18 protein-coding genes are annotated in these 16,082 nt (G+C 71.5%); 6 read left to right on the top strand and 12 right to left on the bottom strand.

Annotated elements, in window-relative coordinates:
- Window positions 1-1,200, bottom strand: coding sequence for an aminomethyltransferase family protein (locus ACFQGU_RS00875; RefSeq protein ID WP_386763461.1), 1,200 nt, complete (start codon window positions 1,198-1,200; stop codon window positions 1-3).
- 95 nt (window positions 1,201-1,295) lie between these two features.
- Between ACFQGU_RS00875 and ACFQGU_RS00870 the strand changes: the two genes are divergently transcribed.
- Window positions 1,296-1,898, top strand: a complete 603-nt coding sequence (locus ACFQGU_RS00870) for a TetR/AcrR family transcriptional regulator (protein WP_386763460.1) — start codon at window positions 1,296-1,298, stop codon at window positions 1,896-1,898.
- Between the two features lie 14 nt (window positions 1,899-1,912).
- On the opposite strand, the gene ACFQGU_RS00865 is transcribed toward ACFQGU_RS00870, so the two are convergent.
- Window positions 1,913-2,638 carry a hypothetical protein gene (locus ACFQGU_RS00865; protein WP_386763459.1) on the bottom strand — a complete coding sequence of 242 codons (726 nt, stop codon included), beginning with the start codon at window positions 2,636-2,638 and terminating at the stop codon, window positions 1,913-1,915.
- Between the two features lie 167 nt (window positions 2,639-2,805).
- On the opposite strand from ACFQGU_RS00865, the gene ACFQGU_RS00860 reads away from it, so the two are divergent.
- Both ACFQGU_RS00860 and ACFQGU_RS00855 read left to right on the top strand, forming a co-directional pair.
- Window positions 2,806-3,219, top strand: a complete 414-nt coding sequence (locus ACFQGU_RS00860; RefSeq protein WP_386763458.1) for a hypothetical protein — start codon at window positions 2,806-2,808, stop codon at window positions 3,217-3,219.
- Window positions 3,220-3,245: 26 nt separating this feature from the next.
- Window positions 3,246-3,584, top strand: a complete 339-nt coding sequence (locus tag ACFQGU_RS00855) for a DUF3024 domain-containing protein (RefSeq protein WP_449280322.1) — start codon at window positions 3,246-3,248, stop codon at window positions 3,582-3,584.
- Window positions 3,585-3,587: 3 nt separating this feature from the next.
- On the opposite strand, the gene ACFQGU_RS00850 is transcribed toward ACFQGU_RS00855, so the two are convergent.
- Both ACFQGU_RS00850 and ACFQGU_RS00845 read right to left on the bottom strand, forming a co-directional pair.
- Window positions 3,588-4,532 carry an acyl-CoA thioesterase gene (locus ACFQGU_RS00850; protein ID WP_386763456.1) on the bottom strand — a complete coding sequence of 315 codons (945 nt, stop codon included), beginning with the start codon at window positions 4,530-4,532 and terminating at the stop codon, window positions 3,588-3,590.
- Window positions 4,533-4,571: 39 nt separating this feature from the next.
- Window positions 4,572-5,006: an Lrp/AsnC family transcriptional regulator gene (locus ACFQGU_RS00845; RefSeq protein ID WP_386763455.1), complete on the bottom strand. Its 435-nt coding sequence runs from the start codon at window positions 5,004-5,006 to the stop codon at window positions 4,572-4,574.
- Window positions 5,007-5,125: 119 nt separating this feature from the next.
- On the opposite strand from ACFQGU_RS00845, the gene ACFQGU_RS00840 reads away from it, so the two are divergent.
- Window positions 5,126-6,508, top strand: a complete 1,383-nt coding sequence (locus ACFQGU_RS00840) for a tryptophanase (protein WP_386763454.1) — start codon at window positions 5,126-5,128, stop codon at window positions 6,506-6,508.
- A 9-nt stretch (window positions 6,509-6,517) separates the two neighbouring features.
- Here ACFQGU_RS00840 and menB read toward each other — a convergent pair whose 3' ends face one another.
- The 3 genes from menB to ACFQGU_RS00825 form a co-directional block, all read right to left on the bottom strand.
- Window positions 6,518-7,363 carry a 1,4-dihydroxy-2-naphthoyl-CoA synthase gene (gene menB, locus ACFQGU_RS00835; protein WP_386763453.1) on the bottom strand — a complete coding sequence of 282 codons (846 nt, stop codon included), beginning with the start codon at window positions 7,361-7,363 and terminating at the stop codon, window positions 6,518-6,520.
- Between the two features lie 122 nt (window positions 7,364-7,485).
- Window positions 7,486-9,030 carry an HNH endonuclease gene (locus ACFQGU_RS00830; RefSeq protein WP_386763452.1) on the bottom strand — a complete coding sequence of 515 codons (1,545 nt, stop codon included), beginning with the start codon at window positions 9,028-9,030 and terminating at the stop codon, window positions 7,486-7,488.
- Window positions 9,031-9,502: 472 nt separating this feature from the next.
- Complete coding sequence (locus ACFQGU_RS00825; protein WP_386763451.1) at window positions 9,503-10,306, bottom strand: CPBP family intramembrane glutamic endopeptidase; 804 nt, start codon at window positions 10,304-10,306, stop codon at window positions 9,503-9,505.
- Window positions 10,307-10,584: 278 nt separating this feature from the next.
- Here ACFQGU_RS00825 and ACFQGU_RS00820 point away from each other — a divergent pair, with 278 nt between their 5' ends.
- Complete coding sequence (locus ACFQGU_RS00820) at window positions 10,585-11,637, top strand: zinc-dependent alcohol dehydrogenase family protein (protein WP_386763450.1); 1,053 nt, start codon at window positions 10,585-10,587, stop codon at window positions 11,635-11,637.
- A 7-nt stretch (window positions 11,638-11,644) separates the two neighbouring features.
- Here the strand turns inward: ACFQGU_RS00820 and ACFQGU_RS00815 are convergent, their stop codons facing one another.
- A complete protein-coding gene (locus ACFQGU_RS00815) occupies window positions 11,645-12,349 on the bottom strand; it encodes a DUF6875 domain-containing protein (RefSeq protein WP_386763449.1) in 705 nt (234 codons plus the stop codon).
- Window positions 12,350-12,580: 231 nt separating this feature from the next.
- Between ACFQGU_RS00815 and ACFQGU_RS00810 the strand changes: the two genes are divergently transcribed.
- On the top strand, window positions 12,581-12,859 hold the full coding sequence (locus tag ACFQGU_RS00810; protein WP_386763448.1) for an isoamylase early set domain-containing protein: 279 nt from the start codon (window positions 12,581-12,583) through the stop codon (window positions 12,857-12,859).
- Between the two features lie 22 nt (window positions 12,860-12,881).
- Here ACFQGU_RS00810 and ACFQGU_RS00805 read toward each other — a convergent pair whose 3' ends face one another.
- The 4 genes from ACFQGU_RS00805 to ACFQGU_RS00790 all read right to left on the bottom strand — a co-directional run bounded on the left by ACFQGU_RS00805 (window position 12,882) and on the right by ACFQGU_RS00790 (window position 16,082).
- Window positions 12,882-13,610, bottom strand: a complete 729-nt coding sequence (locus ACFQGU_RS00805) for a FadR/GntR family transcriptional regulator (RefSeq protein ID WP_386763447.1) — start codon at window positions 13,608-13,610, stop codon at window positions 12,882-12,884.
- 68 nt (window positions 13,611-13,678) lie between these two features.
- Window positions 13,679-14,428 (bottom strand): SDR family NAD(P)-dependent oxidoreductase, encoded by a 750-nt coding sequence (locus ACFQGU_RS00800; RefSeq protein ID WP_386763446.1) that lies wholly within the window; start codon window positions 14,426-14,428, stop codon window positions 13,679-13,681.
- Entirely contained in the window at window positions 14,425-15,351 is a 927-nt protein-coding gene (locus ACFQGU_RS00795) for an alpha/beta hydrolase (protein WP_386763445.1), read from the bottom strand. Before ACFQGU_RS00795 ends, ACFQGU_RS00800 begins: the two co-directional genes overlap by 4 nt.
- The gene (locus tag ACFQGU_RS00790) at window positions 15,351-16,082 is read right to left on the bottom strand and encodes a gamma-glutamyl-gamma-aminobutyrate hydrolase family protein (protein ID WP_386763444.1); all 732 of its coding nucleotides are present in this window, start codon (window positions 16,080-16,082) and stop codon (window positions 15,351-15,353) included. Before ACFQGU_RS00790 ends, ACFQGU_RS00795 begins: the two co-directional genes overlap by 1 nt.

Here is a 16,082-nt window from a genome sequence, read left to right as displayed (position 1 = left end):
TCAGGCGACCTTCCGCTCGGGCTTGAAGAAGGGCAGCGTGGTCACGCGTGCCGGGACGTTCACGTAGCGGTGGTTGACCGACGTCTCGACGTGCACCGTGGTGCCCACCGCGGCGAGCTCGGGCCGCACTCGTGCGATGCCGATGTGGCCCTGCATCATCGGCGAGTACATGAAGCTCGTCGCGTAGCCGGCGCGCTCGCGCTCGTCGTCGTACAGCATCGTCTCCCAGCCCACCGGCTCCGGGTCCTTGGGCGGCACGAGACCGGCGGCCTCGAAGGTGTCGTGGTACGCCCTCCAGTCGACGACGATGCCGACGGTGGACCAGCGCGCGGAGCCCTCGGCCGCTTCGCGCTGCAGGGCCCGTCGCCCGACGAAGGGGCGGGAGTCGTCGTCCAGGTTCTTCACCAGCCAGCCCAGGCCGAGCTCCTGCGGCGTGAACCGGTCGTGGTCCGTGTAGGCGTAACGGGCCGAGGTGAACTCCTTCCCGTAGAGCGGCAGCCCGGCCTCGATGCGCGCCATGTCGAGGGCGACGTTCCCGAACGGCTTCATGCCGTAGGGGGCCCCCGCGGCGACGATCGCGTCGAGGACGGCGAGCGCTGCGTCGGCCGGGATCATCACCTCGAAGCCGAGGTCGCCGGTGAACCCGGTGCGGCTGATGGTGACGGGGACGTCCGCCACCTTCGCCGGGGTCATGGCGAAGAACGACAGGTCGAGCACGTCGGGCGCGAGGGTTGCGAGGATCTCGCGCGACTTCGGCCCCTGCACGGCGACCGACGCCCACTGCGTCGACACGTCGACCACCTCGACGTCGAGCCTGCCGATCAGCGACGACAGGTAGCCCGCGTTCGGCTTCGCGGCCGTCAGGAGGAAGTCGTCGGATGCGTGGCGGAAGACGACGCCGTCCTCGAGCACGTGCCCCCGGTCGTCGCACCAGACCGTGTACTGGGCCCGGCCCGGCCGGCAGGTGCGGATGTCGCGCACGAACACGCCGGCGAGGAACCGCTCGGCGTCGCGGCCGCGGATCGCGTACTTGTTGAGGGGCGACGTGTCGAACCACCCGGCAGCGTTGCGCAGCACGGTGTGCTCCTGCCGCGCCGACAGGTCGAAGCGGTCGGCGGAGAGGTAGCCGGCCCAGTGCTGCCAGAGCTGCGACTCGTTGAGCTCGACGAGACGCGGATGGAACGGCGTCGTGAGGACCATCGGGATGCTCCGTTCGCGGTGCCGACGGAGTCCGGCACGGTGACCAGACCCTAGGTTGTTGTTGGACAGACGCGCAATAGGCGTAACCTCCTGTCATGGCCAGGATGTCGCCCGACCGGCGTCGTACGGCGATCGTCGACGCCGCGCTGGCCGTGATGCAGCGCCACGGGATCGCCGCGACCACGGTGCGCGACGTCGCTGCCGAGATGGGCACCTCGAGCGGGCTGGTCCACCACTACTACGCATCGATGGACGACCTGCTCGCCGACGCCTTCGAGCGCGCGGCGGGCGACGACCTGCGCGCGGTTCGCGCCGCCCTGGTCGGTCCAGAACCGATGGACCGTCTCCAGCAGTTCCTCGCGACCTACTCGCGCGGCGACGACGACGTCGCCATGCAGCTCTGGCTCGACGCCTGGGCCGACGCCGTACGACGTCCGGCCCTGCAGCAGACCTCGCGCCGCCTCAACGAGGAGTGGCACGCGCTGCTCGTCGAGCTCATCCGCGACGGGGTCGCCGACGGGTCCATGAGGTGCGACGAGCCGGACGCGGCCGCGTGGCGCCTCCTCTCGATGCTCGACGGCCTCGCCCTTCAGGGTGTCGCGCACCGCGGCGCGATCAGCCCCGCCGACGCCGAGCGCTGGATGCGCCGGTCCGCCGAGCTGGAGCTGGGGCTCGAGCGTGGGCGGCTCACCCTCTAACCACGGTGCGATCGCTACCCGAAGAAGAGGGTGAGCGACAGCGGCGCCAGCGAGCCCTGGGTGTTGCCGAGCACCATGAGCATCAGCACCAGGCCGACGGCGACCGACAACACGCCCGCGCCGAGCAGGCCCCACCCGCGCAGCGAGCGCCTCCCCGTTCGACCGTGCGAGCGCCGGATAAGGGAGCGCCACGTCACCGCCGAGACAGCCACGAACCCCAGCAGCAGCGTGCTGGTGATGATCGCCTTCGGCCGCTGCCACGCGAGCCGTTCGTCGATCGCCCGGGTGACCTCCGGCGGCACTGAGGGCGCACCCGACTGCAGCCACGTCGCGAATGCGTCCTGCAGCTGCGCAGCCGACGTCCCGGCCCTCGGCGTACCGAGCAGGCCCATCGCTCCGCCGAACCCGTGCCGCGGGTCGAGGACGGTGCTGACGTTCGCCGCGACGACGAGCCCCAGGAACAGCGCGGCGCCGAATGCGACGAGCCCCAGCCCGAAGTACGTGCGGCGTTCGAAGCTCCAGCCCCGACCGGGCGTGCGTGAGCGCCGGAACCGCCCCCACAGCATCACGCTGAGCGTGGTGAGGGCGAGCAGGAACGCGCCGCCCACGATCGCGAGCACCCGGTGGTACGACGTGTAGTCGGCCAGCAGCGCGTTGAGCGCGGGGTTGGTGTCAGTGCCGGACGTGAGGAGTCTGGACAGGCTGGTGCGCAGGTTGTCGCCCGCGTCGTTCTGAGGCATCCCTCGACCGTAGGCACGGCGCCGACGTATGCCATCGGTCCGCGGGCCGGGCGTTGCGCCGCCGACGTCGTACTTCCGGTGGTCAGCCCGTCAGCCCGACGGACGACGAGACCCGTGCCTGTGGATGACGTCCGCGCACTCATCGCCCGCTCGGGCACCCTCCCGCCATGACCTTCGAGGACCTCCCCGACAACTGGCCCACCCTTCCCCTCACCGAGCCGCAGCTGCTCGCCGACGTGCTGGACCTCGTCGTCGGCCATCACGACCGCGTCGACGAGTCGTTCGTCGTCCTGGCGTGCGACTCCGACGTCCGGCTCGTACAGCCGTGCGTGATCGGGCCGGACCCGGGCCCGTGCGACCCGCAGACAGTCCGTGCCTTCTTCGACGCGATGCGCGAAGGCCTAGCCGACCTGGAGGGCGGCACGGTGATCGTCGCAGCCGCCCGCGCGCGTGGCCTGACGCCGACCCCCGACGACCACGCCTGGATCGCAGCGACCCAGGCGGCCATCGCCGGCACCGGTTGGACGCTGAGCAGCGCCCACGTGGTCACCCTCGACGGCAGCCGCGCCATCGCCGCGTGACCGCTCGCGTGTGCCAGGCTCGGCGTATGCCTGGTGGTCTCCCGGAGCTTGACGTCGTCCGCGTGCGACGTTGGTGCGAGCAGCGCGTGCCAGCCGAGATGCAGGATCAGGTGACGGTCGAGTGCGACGTCGCTCCCCGACACATCACGCTCGTCGAGTGCCGGCCACCATGGCGGGGTGACGGCGAATGGACGCGGTCCCCCATCGCTCGTCTCAGGTACACGAAGTCAACCGGCCTGTGGTCGTTGTACTGGTGCGACCAGCACGAGGCCTTCCACCTCTATCCGTACTCGTCACCGACATCGACCGTCGCCGACCTGCTGGACGAGATCGATCGCGACCCCACCGCGCTATTCTGGGGCTGAGACTCAGATCGTGGAGCGGTCGACGGCGCTGCGCAGGGCGACGAGGTCGAGGGCATGCGCCGCCAGCGCGCGGTCCTCGTCGCTCGCCGGCACCCACGCGCGAACCTGCACAGCGGCGCCGTCGTCGTCGAGCGCGACGAAGACGGTGAGGCAGTGCGTGGTGAGCCGCAGCTCGCCGTCCTTCGGGTCGCCCGAGCGCACGTGCACGCTGATGTGCATGCTTGACGTGCCGGTGTGCAGGAGGCGGGCCTCTACCTCAACCAGGTCGCCGATGAACAGCGGCTGGTAGAAGCGGATGCCGCCGGAGTAGACCGCGACGTTGTGCGTCGAGCCGGTCCACCGCGAGGCCACCACGTGCGCGGCCTCGTCGATCCAGCGCATGACGATGCCGCCGTGCACCTTGCCGCCCCAGTTCACGTCGGTGGGTGCGGCGAGGAAGCGCAGCACCTCGCGCGGCGCGGTGCCGGCCGACGTGTAGTGCTGCTCGGCCATCGCGGCCTCGATCGCGGCCCGCAGGTCGATCCGGCGTACGGCGCCCTGCTGCGCCTCGACGTCGTGCTCGGTCGACGGCGTCCACACGGGCACCTCGACCGAGCGGCCGTCGTCGCCGACGGCCACGAAGATGATGAGGCAGCTCGTCGCCTCGACCGGCTCGCCGCCACGAGGGTCGTGCGAGGTCACCGACACCTCGATGTGCATGCTGCTGCGCCCGGTGTGGATGATCCGCGCGGTCGCCTCGACGAGCTGGCCGACGAGCACCGGGCGCGAGAAGTGCACGTTGCCGACGTACGCCGTGACGCAGTACCTGCCGCTCCACTGCGCGGCGAGGGCGTAGCCCGCCTTGTCGATCCACTCGAGCACGCGACCGGCATCGACGGTGCCGGAGTAGCCGAGGTCGGTAGGTGCCGCCAGGAACCGCAGGGTCACGCGGTCGGATCGATCGCTCATCGTCGTCCCTCCGGGTCGTGGCCCATCATGCCGATCGGCTCACAGCGGGCGGACGGGAGCCCAGGCGACGACGTCCTCGAGCACCATGCTGCTCTCCGGGCGCCCGTAGTCGGCGAGGCGGTCGAGCAGCGCCTGGAACGCGGTGATGTCGTCGACGGCCACGAGCATCACCGTGCAGTCGACGCCGGTGACGCGGTGCATGGTCAGCACCTCCGGCCATGCCGCGACCGCCGGGTCGCGCAGCACGCAGGTGGGGCCGTAGCACTGCATCCGCACGAAGGCGCGCACGCTGCGACCGACCGACGCCGGGTCCACGTGCGCGTGGTAGCCGGTGACCACCCCGGAGTCCTGCAGCCGGCGCACGCGGTCGCCCGTCGACGGCGCCGACAGGCTCACCCGCCGCCCGAGCTCGTTGATCGACAGCCGGGCGTCGGCCTGCAGCTCGCCGAGGATGTGCCAGTCGGTGCGGTCCATGGGCCGTCTTCCGTCCGTGAGCCTGAAGGCGCGAATCGCCTCACGATCAGCAGGCTGACAGGTCCGATCCCCTGACGCACACCATTCCGGCAGGGCCGCGCGACGGCCACGCTGGAGCCATGGACGCACCCGAGTTCCGCACCATCATCGAGCCCTTCCGCATCCACTCGGTGGAGCCACTGCGGATGACCACGCCCGAGCAGCGCCGGGCCGCCGTGCGCTCCGCGGGCTACAACCTCTTCCAGGTGCACGCGCAGGACGTCATCGTCGACCTGCTCACGGACTCGGGCACCGGCGCGATGAGCCGCGACCAGTGGGCCGCGCTGCAGCACGGCGACGAGTCGTACGCCGGGTCGCCGTCGTACTTCATCTTCCGCGACGCCGTCCGCGAGCTGTTCCCGTTCGAGCACGTGATCCCGACGCACCAGGGCCGCGCGGCCGAGCGCATCCTCTTCAGCGTCCTCGGAGGCGCGGGCAAGGTGGTGCCCAACAACACGCACTTCGACACCACGCGCGCCAACGTCGAGTACACCGGCGCCCTGGCGCTCGACCTCGTCTGCGGCGCCGCGCTCGACGCGATCTCGACGTACGCCTTCAAGGGCGACATGGACCTCGAGGCCCTCGAGGCGCTGCTGCAGGAGCGCGGCGACGACGTGCCGCTCGTGATGATGACGATCACCAACAACAGCGGCGGCGGTCAGCCGGTGTCGCTCGCCAACCTGCACGCCGTCCGCGACATCTGCGACCGGCACGGCAAGCCGCTGTTCCTCGACGCGTGCCGCTTCGCCGAGAACGCGTGGTTCATCCGCGAGTACGAGCCCGGCCACGCCGACCGCGAGGTGCCCGACATCGTGCGCGAGATCGCCGGTCTCGCCGACGGCATGACGATGAGCGCGAAGAAGGACCCGATGGGCAACATCGGCGGCTGGCTCGCGATGGACGACGACGACCTCGCGCGGCGGTGCCGCGACCTGCTCGTGCTGACCGAGGGCTTCCCGACGTACGGCGGTCTTGCGGGCCGCGACCTCGAGGCGCTCGCGCAGGGCCTGCGCGAGGTCGTGCACCACGACTACCTGCGCTACCGCATCCGCTCGACCGCGTACCTCGGAGAGTCGTTGCGCGACGCGGGAATCCCGGTGGTGACGCCGATCGGCGGCCACGCGGTCTACATCGACGCACGCGCGATGCTGCCGGGCATCCCGCCGCTGCAGTACCCCGGCCAGTCGCTCGCCGTCGCGCTCTACGAGGCCGGCGGCGTACGCACCTGCGAGATCGGCACCGCGATGTTCGGCCGACAGCCCGACGGCAGCGAGGTGCCCGCAGCACGCGACCTGGTGCGCCTCGCGATCCCGCGCCGCACCTACACGCAGAGCCACATGGACTACGTCATCGAGGCGTGCCGCCACGTGGCCGCGCATGCGGACCGGCTGACCGGCTACCGCATCGTCGAGGAGCCGCCGACCCTCCGGCACTTCACCGCGGTGTTCGAGCCGGTGGCGTAGCGGGCTCGGTCAGGAGCGGCGCGAGAACTGGTCGAAGTCGGGGGTTCGCTTGGCCTTGAAGGCCTCGCGGCCCTCGCGCGCCTCGGCCGACCCGTAGAACAGCAGGTTGGTGTCGTGCGCGAGCTGCTGGATGCCGGCGTACCCGTCCTCGGCCGCGTGGAAGCTCGCCTTCAGCAGGCGGAGCGCGAACGGCGACTGCTGCAGCATCTCCTTGCACCACTGCACGGTCGTCGCCTCGAGCTCGTCGAGCGGCACGACCGTGTTGACGAGGCCCATGTCGAGCGCCTGCTGGGCGTCGTACTGGCGGCAGAGGAACCAGATCTCCTTGGCCTTCTTCGGGCCGACGAGGTCCGACAGCACCGCGGCACCGAAGCCGCCGTCGAACGAGCCGACCTTGGGGCCGGTCTGACCGAAGCGCGCGTTGTCGGCCGCGATGGTGAGGTCGCAGACCACCTGCAGCACGTGGCCGCCGCCGATCGCCCAGCCGGCGACCATCGCGACGATCGGCTTGGGACAGCGGCGCATCTGCACCTGCAGGTCGGTGACGTGGAAGCGGCCGACCTGGCCCTCGTCCGACTCGTAGCCGGCGTCGCCGCGCACCCGCTGGTCGCCGCCCGAGCAGAACGCCTTGCCGCCCGCGCCGGTCAGGATGATGACGCCGACGGTGCTGTCCTGGCGCGCGGCCTCGATGGCGTGCGAGATCTCCATGATCGTCTCGGGCCGGAAGGCGTTGTGGACCTCGGGCCGGTTGATGGTGATCTTCGCGATGCCCTCGGCGGTCGCGTAGAGGATGTCGGTGTAGTCGCCGCTCGCGACCCACTCGATGCCGCCGGATGCCGTTGCCTGCTCGCTCATGCCGTCATTCTGGCCGCATCCCGCCCGCCCGCGCCTTCCGGGGCGCGCACATCCAGTGGCATCCGGCTCCGGACATGCCTCGGGGCCCTCACCGGGTGGGTGGGGGCTGCGGGGCGGGGTGGTCAGAAGGGTGGGGTGTCGTCGGCAGGGTCGGGTGCGGGGGTGGGTGCGGGTCGGGGTCGTCTGCGTGGGGGCAGGACGAACCGGACGGGTGTGGTTCGGGCGGCGAGGACGGAGTCGCGGTCGGGGTCGTCGAGGTAGGGCGGTGGGGTGGAGCAGTAGACGATCCCGTGCGGGGTGGTGATCTGCACGGCGTGGTCGGTGCGTCCGTCGACGTCGAGCTGGCCGGCGGTCTTGCGTTGGTGGCATTCGCGGCAGAGCCACCATTCGTTCCAGGGGGCGGAGGGGCCGCCGCGCAGGAACTCGACGAGGTGGTCCATCTCGCCTCGGGTGGCGCGTCGCCCGCAGCAGCGGCAGGTGGCGCGGTCGCGGGTGCGGATGTGGGCGCGCTGCTTGGCCGAGAGGTAGGTGTCCTGGCCGAGGTCGAGCAGGTGGGCGGTGCCGTCGGCGACCAGGGCGCGGGCGATCACCTCGACGTCGACCATGAGGGCGCGGGCGACGCCGGCGCAGATCGGGTCAGTGCCCAGGCGGGCGAGGTTGTCCTTGATGCCGGCGGCGGTGGCGACGTCGATGACGAGCTCGAGGCGGCTCTGGCGGTGCTCGCGCGGGGCGTAGGTGACGATGCCGTCGTCGTCGACCTCCCCGAGCAGCGCGGCCACGACGGCGTCGGAGCGGGCCTGCGCGGTGGTCAGGCGGGGGCGTGACTGCGTGGCGCCCTGCCCGGCGTCACTTCCAGTGTCACTCGCTGCAGCTGCTTCGGCGTCGGCGGCGGCGCGGTCGGCGGTGATGAGGGAGATGGCGGCGTCGTCGATGCTCTCGCGCATCGCCTCGACGTCCTCGGTGCGCGCGACCACGGTCATCGAGGAGACGCCGTCGCCGAGGTTGGAGTAGGTGACCCGGCGCGCGAGGCGGGCCTGGCGGCGGCGCTCGGCGGCGTTGGGGTCGTGGCGCTGGATCAGGCGGCGCAGCGCGGTGCGGAACCGGGTGGCGGACTGCGCCTGCGCGAGCGGGAGGGCCTTGCCCGCGATCCGGGCCAGGGCGGCTGGGTCGGTGACGACCACGGTCTCCTCGTGCAGGACGTAGCAGTGTCCGAGGGTGATCCGGCCGGCGGTGAGCGCGGTGACGAAGTCGGGGAACTCCTGCACCAGCCGCGTGTAGGTGGTGATGAGGAACGCGGCCTGGTCCTTGGATCGGCCCAGTGCCAGCCCGACCTCGTGCCGGGCGGTGCGCTCGTCCATCGCCTCGGGGGCCTCGCCCTCGTCAGCGATCTCGACGATGCCCAGGACCGTCTGACCGCTCAGGAAGCTCGACACCCGCTGGGTCGCCATCAGGCGCATCAACCGCCCGGCCTGGTCCAGCGGCACGTCCCGCACGCCCGCCAACGTCCGCAGGTCGTCCCAGCAGGGGTCGCGGTCGAGCATGCCCGCCAGGCGCGTCAACGCGCGGTCGGCCTCCAGCTCGGCGGAGATGCGGTGCCACTGCGACTCCACGTACGACACCGGGACCCCCGCCGGGGCGGGGATCACATCGACGCGGGTCAGGTCCATGCGAGGAGTGTAATAGTACACATGTACGAACGCAAGGGGTTTCCACGGATTCCTTGGATCCGTTGGGCCACCACGGATCTCACCGTTTCGAGCCTCTACCGTGACCCCGGAGCACGAGCGCGATCGGCACCTCGACGCGTCAGCCGCTGCTGCGTTCGCGTCGTCCCCGAGGCGGATCCTCCTGGTCGGCGCGTGGTCCGCGCCGACGCAAGATCAGGTCCGCGACGACGATCGGGGCGAACCAGACCCACCCGAACGCCGTACCTGCGGCACTGTCGTCGGTGGCGGCTTGGACGACCAGCGAAACAGGGATGCAGAGGATGAGTCCCACTACGAGGGGCCATCCCAGCGCCCCCCTGATCACGTGACGATCGTGCCGGACGAACCGGGTGCTATCGGCAGGGATGTTGAATCGGCGGTGTGTTCCCGCCCGGCCTGACTCAGCTATCGGCCGCTTCTGCCTCGGTTGCGGTCAACTGCCCTCCACGCCCACATCAGGTGTGAACGGGGTCGTCCCGGCCGGTGCGGCGTACCGGTGCAGCGCGAGCAGGACGATCGAGAGCAGCGCCCCGACCAAGAACACCGACAGGCTCAACGAATCTGTGTCGGCGGGGTGCGGGCCCGTGTAGCTGGTGTAGATGGCGAAGTCGTAGAGGGAGTGCACGAGCGCCGGGACGAGGATGCCCCCGGAGACGCGGCGCATCCAGTAGAAGAGGAAGCCGGTGACCAGCGTCGACAGGATGTTGGGGACGCCACCGGAGAAGTGCGACAGGCCGAAGATGACGGTGGTGATGAGCGCGGCGAGCCATTCCCTGCCGTAGCGGTCACGCATAGCCGTGAGGATCACGCCTCGGAAGAACAGCTCTTCGGAGAAGCCGATGAGCAACGAGATGGCGAGAACGCCCAGGGCCAGGGCCCAGCCCGACGCCGCCACGTTGTCGCGGTCGATGAACCACAGCGACATGGCGAGCGGGACGACGACCACGACCCACACCCAGGCGCGAGCGCGGAGCCGCTCGCGCCACACCACCGGCCACCATCGCAGCGCCGAGATGACCACGACGATGAGGACGAACTCGGTGACACGCCCGGGAAGCAGGCTGGTGGCCCGGGCGATGTCGGGGAAGTAGTTGTCGAAGTTCCCGTGCACGACGTTGTCGACGATCGCGGGCAGGAAGGCGAAGGCAACCCAGAGGGCGGCAACACCGATCCACCCCAGATGACGGCGTTCCGACCTCGGGTTCGATGTTCCGGTCGTTCCGGATGCGGCGCTCACGGGACTCCTCCGCTCGGCAGTCGGCGGAGGCTATCGTCCACGTTTCGGCGGCGCTTCCCGAGGCCGTTGATGTCCGCGCATCTTGCCGGTTCTTTCTCGGGCTGTCCTGTCTTCTGTCAGGGAGCGAAGCCGCCGGCACGTTCCGCGCCTGATGTGGCGCTCCGACCGATCCGGGGGCGCAGGGTGCTGGCACCGCGACGGTCGAGACAGGCACGGGTGCTATCGGCCGTCGACCTCCCGACCACGGCAGGATGTGGCCGACGACGAGGAGGCGCGCGGTGCGAGCAGTGGTGTGGTCGGCGTACGGCGAGATGCCCGTGCTCGGCGAGCTCCCCGAGCCGGTCTGCCCGGACGACGGGGTGGTCGTCCGCGTCGGCGCGACCGGGGTCTGCCGATCCGACTGGCACGCCTGGCTCGGCCACGATCCCGTGCCGTTCCTGCCCTGGGTGCCGGGGCACGAACTCGCGGCGACCGTGGCCGTCGTCGGTCGAGACGTCACGCGGTGGGAGGTCGGCGACCGCGTCACCGTGCCGTTCGCGTGCGGGTGCGGGCGCTGCGAGCAGTGCGCCGCGGGCGACACCCAGGTCTGCCCCGACCAGACGCAGCCCGGCTTCACGCACCACGGCTCGTTCGCCGACCTCGTGGCGCTGCACGCCGCCGACACAAACCTCGTGCGCCTGCCGGACGACCTCTCCTTCGTCGACGCCGCCTCGCTCGGATGCCGCTTCGCGACGGCGTACCGCGCGGTCGTGCACCAGGGGCGCACCACCGAGGGCGACGTGCTCGCCGTCCACGGGTGCGGCGGTGTCGGGCTGTCGGCCGTCGTCGTGGGGGTGTCGCTCGGGGCGCAGGTGATCGCGGTCGACGTGTCGTCCGAGGCGCTCGCGACCGCGCGCGCTCTCGGAGCGGCCGCCACGGTCGACGCGACGGGGCTGACGCCCGACGAGGTCGCGGCCGCAGTCCGCGACTCCACCGGCGGCGGCGCGCACGTGTCGGTGGACGCACTCGGCGGCACCGCCACCATGACGGCGTCGATCGGGTCGCTGCGTCGTCGCGGCCGGCACGTGCAGGTGGGGCTGATGCTCGAGGACTCCGCCGTCGCGCCGGTGCCCATGGGGCGGGCGATCGCCGAGGAGCTCGAGATCTACGGCAGCCACGGGATGCCGGCGCACGACTACCCCGAGATGCTCGCGCTCGTCGCGTCGGGGCGGCTCGACGTACGACGCCTCGTCGGACGGGTCATCGCACTGGAGGACGCCCCTGCGGCGCTGGCGGCGATGAGCGAGCCGGCGACGACGTCGGGGATGACGGTCGTCGACCTCGCGCTCTGAGCGCGGGTCAGCCGGCAGCGGCCTTGAGCTCCTCGAGGGTGGCCGAGACGCGGATCCGGGCCGAGGCCGCGAGCTGCGGCCCCACGAAGTGCAGGTAGTGCTCGAGGTACGAGATGCGGCGCTGCGGGTCCTCGGTGGGACGGTCGAGGAACATGATGTCGTGCGGCGTGATGCCGCGGATCGCGTACATCGGCACGGGCGCCTGCATCACCGGCAGCTGGTCGTTGCGCACGCTGGCCACGCCGCTCGTGGGGTGAAACTCCCCGAGCATGAGGCCCTGGCCGACGTACTCCATGCGCAGCAGCTTGTGACCGCCGTCGATGAAGGTGCCTGCCTCGGCCTCGGGGAGGTCCGGGAACATCGCGATCAGCGCGGCGCTCTTGTGGTCGGAGGTGTCCGGGTACAGCGACCGGTAGAGGGTGGCGAGCTGCTGGCCCGCGGCGTACGCGGTGCCCAGCTCGGCGTCGGGGGTCTGCATCGTCACGAAGGTGAGCCGGTTGGCACTCACGACCGGGCCGAGGCGCGGGCACACGTGACCTGGCCTTCCCAGGCCGTCGTTCGGCTGCAGCACGAACGAGTCGAGCCATCCGAGCGCGAGCGCAGCATCGGCGAAGAGCGCCGGCTCGCGGCGCACACTGTCCACATCGACGACCGACCCGGGCACGATGAGATCGCGCTCGGCCAGGACGTCCGTAACCCCGTACGGCGTCATGCGATGAGGATGCCGGAACTGTGCGTCACTTCGAATCGACCGCACGGGTGACCACGAACGGGTGAGTGGCGACGTACCGCAGTCAGGCCCTCACTCTGTGTAAACCATCGTGAACCCCGTGCAAACAACAGGTTTCGTGCGCGTGCCGCCGCGCGGCCGACGTCGACGGTCGAGCACCCTGGGCACGCGGGCGGCCTCCGGCCGTCCGTCCAGACTCCGAGAGGTGCAGCGATGATCAAGGTGGCGAGGTCCCGCAAGGGCGGCACGACGGTGACGTTCGTGCTGCCCGGCGACGTGCACGACGGGCCGGTGAGCGTGGTCGGCGACTTCAACGGCTGGACGCCGGGCGCGAACCCGCTCGTCCGCCGGTGGAACGGCACCCGCAGCGCCAAGGTGGAGGTCGCCGAGGGGCGGTTCGAGTTCCGCTACCTCGGCGAGGGCGGCACCTGGCTCGACGAGCCCGAGGCCCCCGAGCGCAACGGCGACAACGCGGTGCTGGTCGTCGCCTGACGAGTGCGACGAAGCGGTCGGGTCAGAGCCAGCCCTCGACCGTCGACCGGGTCACGTTGATGTGCTCGGCCATCACGCGCGCGGCCTCGTCGCCGTCGGCGGCGACGATCGCCTCGACCACCGCCTCGTGCAGGTCGTTGGCCGTGGGCTCGAGATCGGTGAAGACCGCACCCACCGGCAGGAACATCGCGCTGCGCGACTCGAGGATCGCGGTCGCGAGCCGCTGGCTCCCGGCCGCGTGCGCGATGGCGAGGTGGAACTGCGAGTCGAGGTTCTGGAACTGCGCGAAGCGGGCCGACCCGCTCACCTCGGCAGGGCTCTCGACCACGAGCGACAGCATGTCGACGAGGCGCCGCAGGGTGTCGATGTCCGCAGCCGTACGGCGTTCGGCCGCGAGGCGCGCGGCGGCCGACTCGACGGCCACCCGGAAGTCGAACGTGTCGCGCAGCTGGTCGCGGTTGGCGCGCAGGAGCTTGCGCAGATCGGCCTTGGTGCGCACGACGTCGAGCACGATCGCCCCGCCGTTGCGGCCCCGACGTACCTCGATGACGCCGCGGTTCTCGAGCACCGCGATCGCCTCGCGCACCGTGGTGCGCGAGACGTGCAGCATGTCGGCGAGGTCGCGCTCGGTGGGGAGCCGGTCGCCGGGCCGGAACCGGCCCAGGTTGATCGCGGTCTCGATCTGCTGCAGCACCAGCTCGTGGGCGGACCGCGTGCGCACGGGCTGGAGTCCGTACGGCGACGTCGTCACAGAGCGCCCTTCGTCGATGCCTGCAGTTCTCGGAAGCATAGGTGAGCGCCGCGGGACGGAGGCTGGGCTCATACGATCTGCGCGATCCATCCGCCGTCCACCACCAGGTCGGTGCCCGTGACGAACGAGGCCTCGCTCGAGAGCAGCCAGCGGACCGCCGCGGCGATGTCCTCGGGCCTGCCGAGCCGGCGCAGCGGGGTCTTGCCCTCCATCCGCGTCCGGCGTTCCGGCGCCTCGTCGTACAGGTGGGCGATCATCGGTGTGAGCACCGCGCCGGGGCACACGGTGTTGGACCGGATGCCCTCCGGCCCGAGCTGCACGGCGATGCTGCGCGAGAGCGACACGACGCCGGCCTTGCTCACCTGGTAGGCGTCCATCGGCGAGTCCATCCCGCGGAGGCCGGCGATGCTCGCGACGTGCACCATCGCGGCGCCCGCCGTGCGTCGCATGTAGGGCACCGCCGCGGCGCTCATCCGGCGCATGCCGTCGAGGTTGACCGCGAACGTGCGGCTCCAGAGCTCCTCGTCGACGTCGAGGGCGGAGACGTCCCGGTCGAAGAACGCGACGCCGGCCGCGTTGACCAGCGCATCGAGCCCGTCGTCGCCCAGATGCTCCGCGAGGAGCGCGGCCGGCGCGGCCGGGTCGGTGAGATCAGCACGTACGGCGACGATCCCTGTCCCGGCGAGCTCGGGCGCCGCGTCCTTCACGTCGACGGCCCACACGCGGTAGCCGTCGCGGTCGAGCCGCAGCGCCGTTACGAGGCCGATGCCCCCGCCTGCGCCGGTGACCACAGCGGTCGGGCGCCGGGCCTCGCTCATGCCGTCGTCCCGACGGCAGCGCGCACCGCAGCGCCGGCGAAGTCCATCGCCGCGGCGGCCTCGGGGAAGAGCATCTCGAGGCCGAAGAACCCGTGCACCAGGCTCGCGTACTCCTCGACCTGCACGGGCACGCCCGCTGCCGCCAGCGCCTCGGCATAGAGGCGGCCCTGCGGACGGATCGGGTCGCACTCGCCGAGGACGACGGTGGCGGCCGGGAGACCGGCGAGATCGGCCAGCAGCGGCGCCACGTGCGGGTCGGTCCGGGCCTCGGGCCCCGGCAGGTAGTGCTCCTGGTGCCACAGCATCTCGTCGCGGTAGAGCATGACGCCCTCCCACTCCGGGTCGAACCCGATCTCCAGGTCGCAGGTCGTCACCGGGTAGACCAGCAGTTGGTGCGTCACCGCGGGGCCGCCCTCGTCCCGGCACCGGATCGCGGTGACCGCGGCGAGGTTGCCGCCGGCGCTGTCTCCCGCGAGGACGAGCCGCGACGCGTCCGCACCCAGCATGTCGGCGTTCGCCACGGCCCACCGCACGGCGTCGAGCGCGTCATCGGTGGCGGTCGGGAACCGCGAGTCGGGGCCGCGCCGATAGCCGACGCTGAGGACGACGCAGCCGGTCGCGATCGCGATCTTGCGCGCCATCATGTCGTGGCTGTCGATGCTGCCGAGCAGCCAGCCTCCGCCGTGGAAGAAGACGAGCAGCGGCGCGCCCGGCTCGGTCGTGTCCGAGAGGACCCGGCCGGGGATCACGGTGTCCCGCACCGGGATCTCGACGTCCTCGCTGCGGGCGATGGCCGGCTTGGGCAGCGAGCCGAAGTCGCTCTCGAAGTTGGCGCGGGCCTCCTCGACGGGCAGCAGGTGGGCGTTCGGCCGCCCGGTCTTGGCGTCCTCGACCATCTGGGCGGCGACGGGGTGCAGCGGCATCAGGGCTCCTGACCTTCGGGCGTGCGGGACGAGTACGTCCTGGCCTCGCGCACGAGCCAGGACGCGAGGCGCGACCAGTAGTCGTTGTCGAGCTGGCGCTCGGGGTGCCACTGCACGGTGATCAGCGGCTGGTCGGGGTGCTCGGTCGCCTCGACCGAGCCGTCGGCCGTGTGCGCGACGGCACGCAGCGAGGGGGCCGTGCTGCCTACGGTCTGGTGGTGCAGGGAGTTCACCGGATGGTTCCCTGCGCCCAGCACGGAGGCGAGCCGCGAGCCGGCGGCGACGTCGACGTCGTGGAAGCCGACCGTGGGGTGGCCGTAGCCCTGGTGCGTCGGTGCGTGCTGCACGAGCTCGCCACCGAGCGCCACGTTGACGACCTGGTTGCCCCGGCAGACCGCCAGCACGGGCAGGCCCCGGTCGACGGCTGCCCGGACGAGTGCGATCTCGAACGCGTCGCGCTCGTGGTCGGGCGTCCCGGTCTCCGGCGCCACCTCCCGCCCGTAGTGAGACGGCTCCACGTCGGCACCGCCCGTGAGCAGCAGCCCGTCGAGCATCGCGACCGCGTCGTCGGTCGTCTCGGCCGCGCTCATGAGCAGCACCGGGAGCCCGCCGGCCTCGAGCAGACCGTCGGTGAAGACCCGCTCGGTCGCGGTGAACAGGTAGCTGCCGTGCTCGAACGCCCACTGCTCGTGGAAGCCCGTGACGCCGATGACCGGACGACGGCCGCCCAC

This window comes from Longivirga aurantiaca, from assembly GCF_042660085.1.
GTDB classification, from domain to species: Bacteria; Actinomycetota; Actinomycetes; order S36-B12; family CAIYMF01; genus Longivirga; species Longivirga aurantiaca.
The sequence above is the reverse complement of the archived record's forward strand: the minus strand, read 5'-3'. Positions and strand labels throughout refer to the sequence as shown.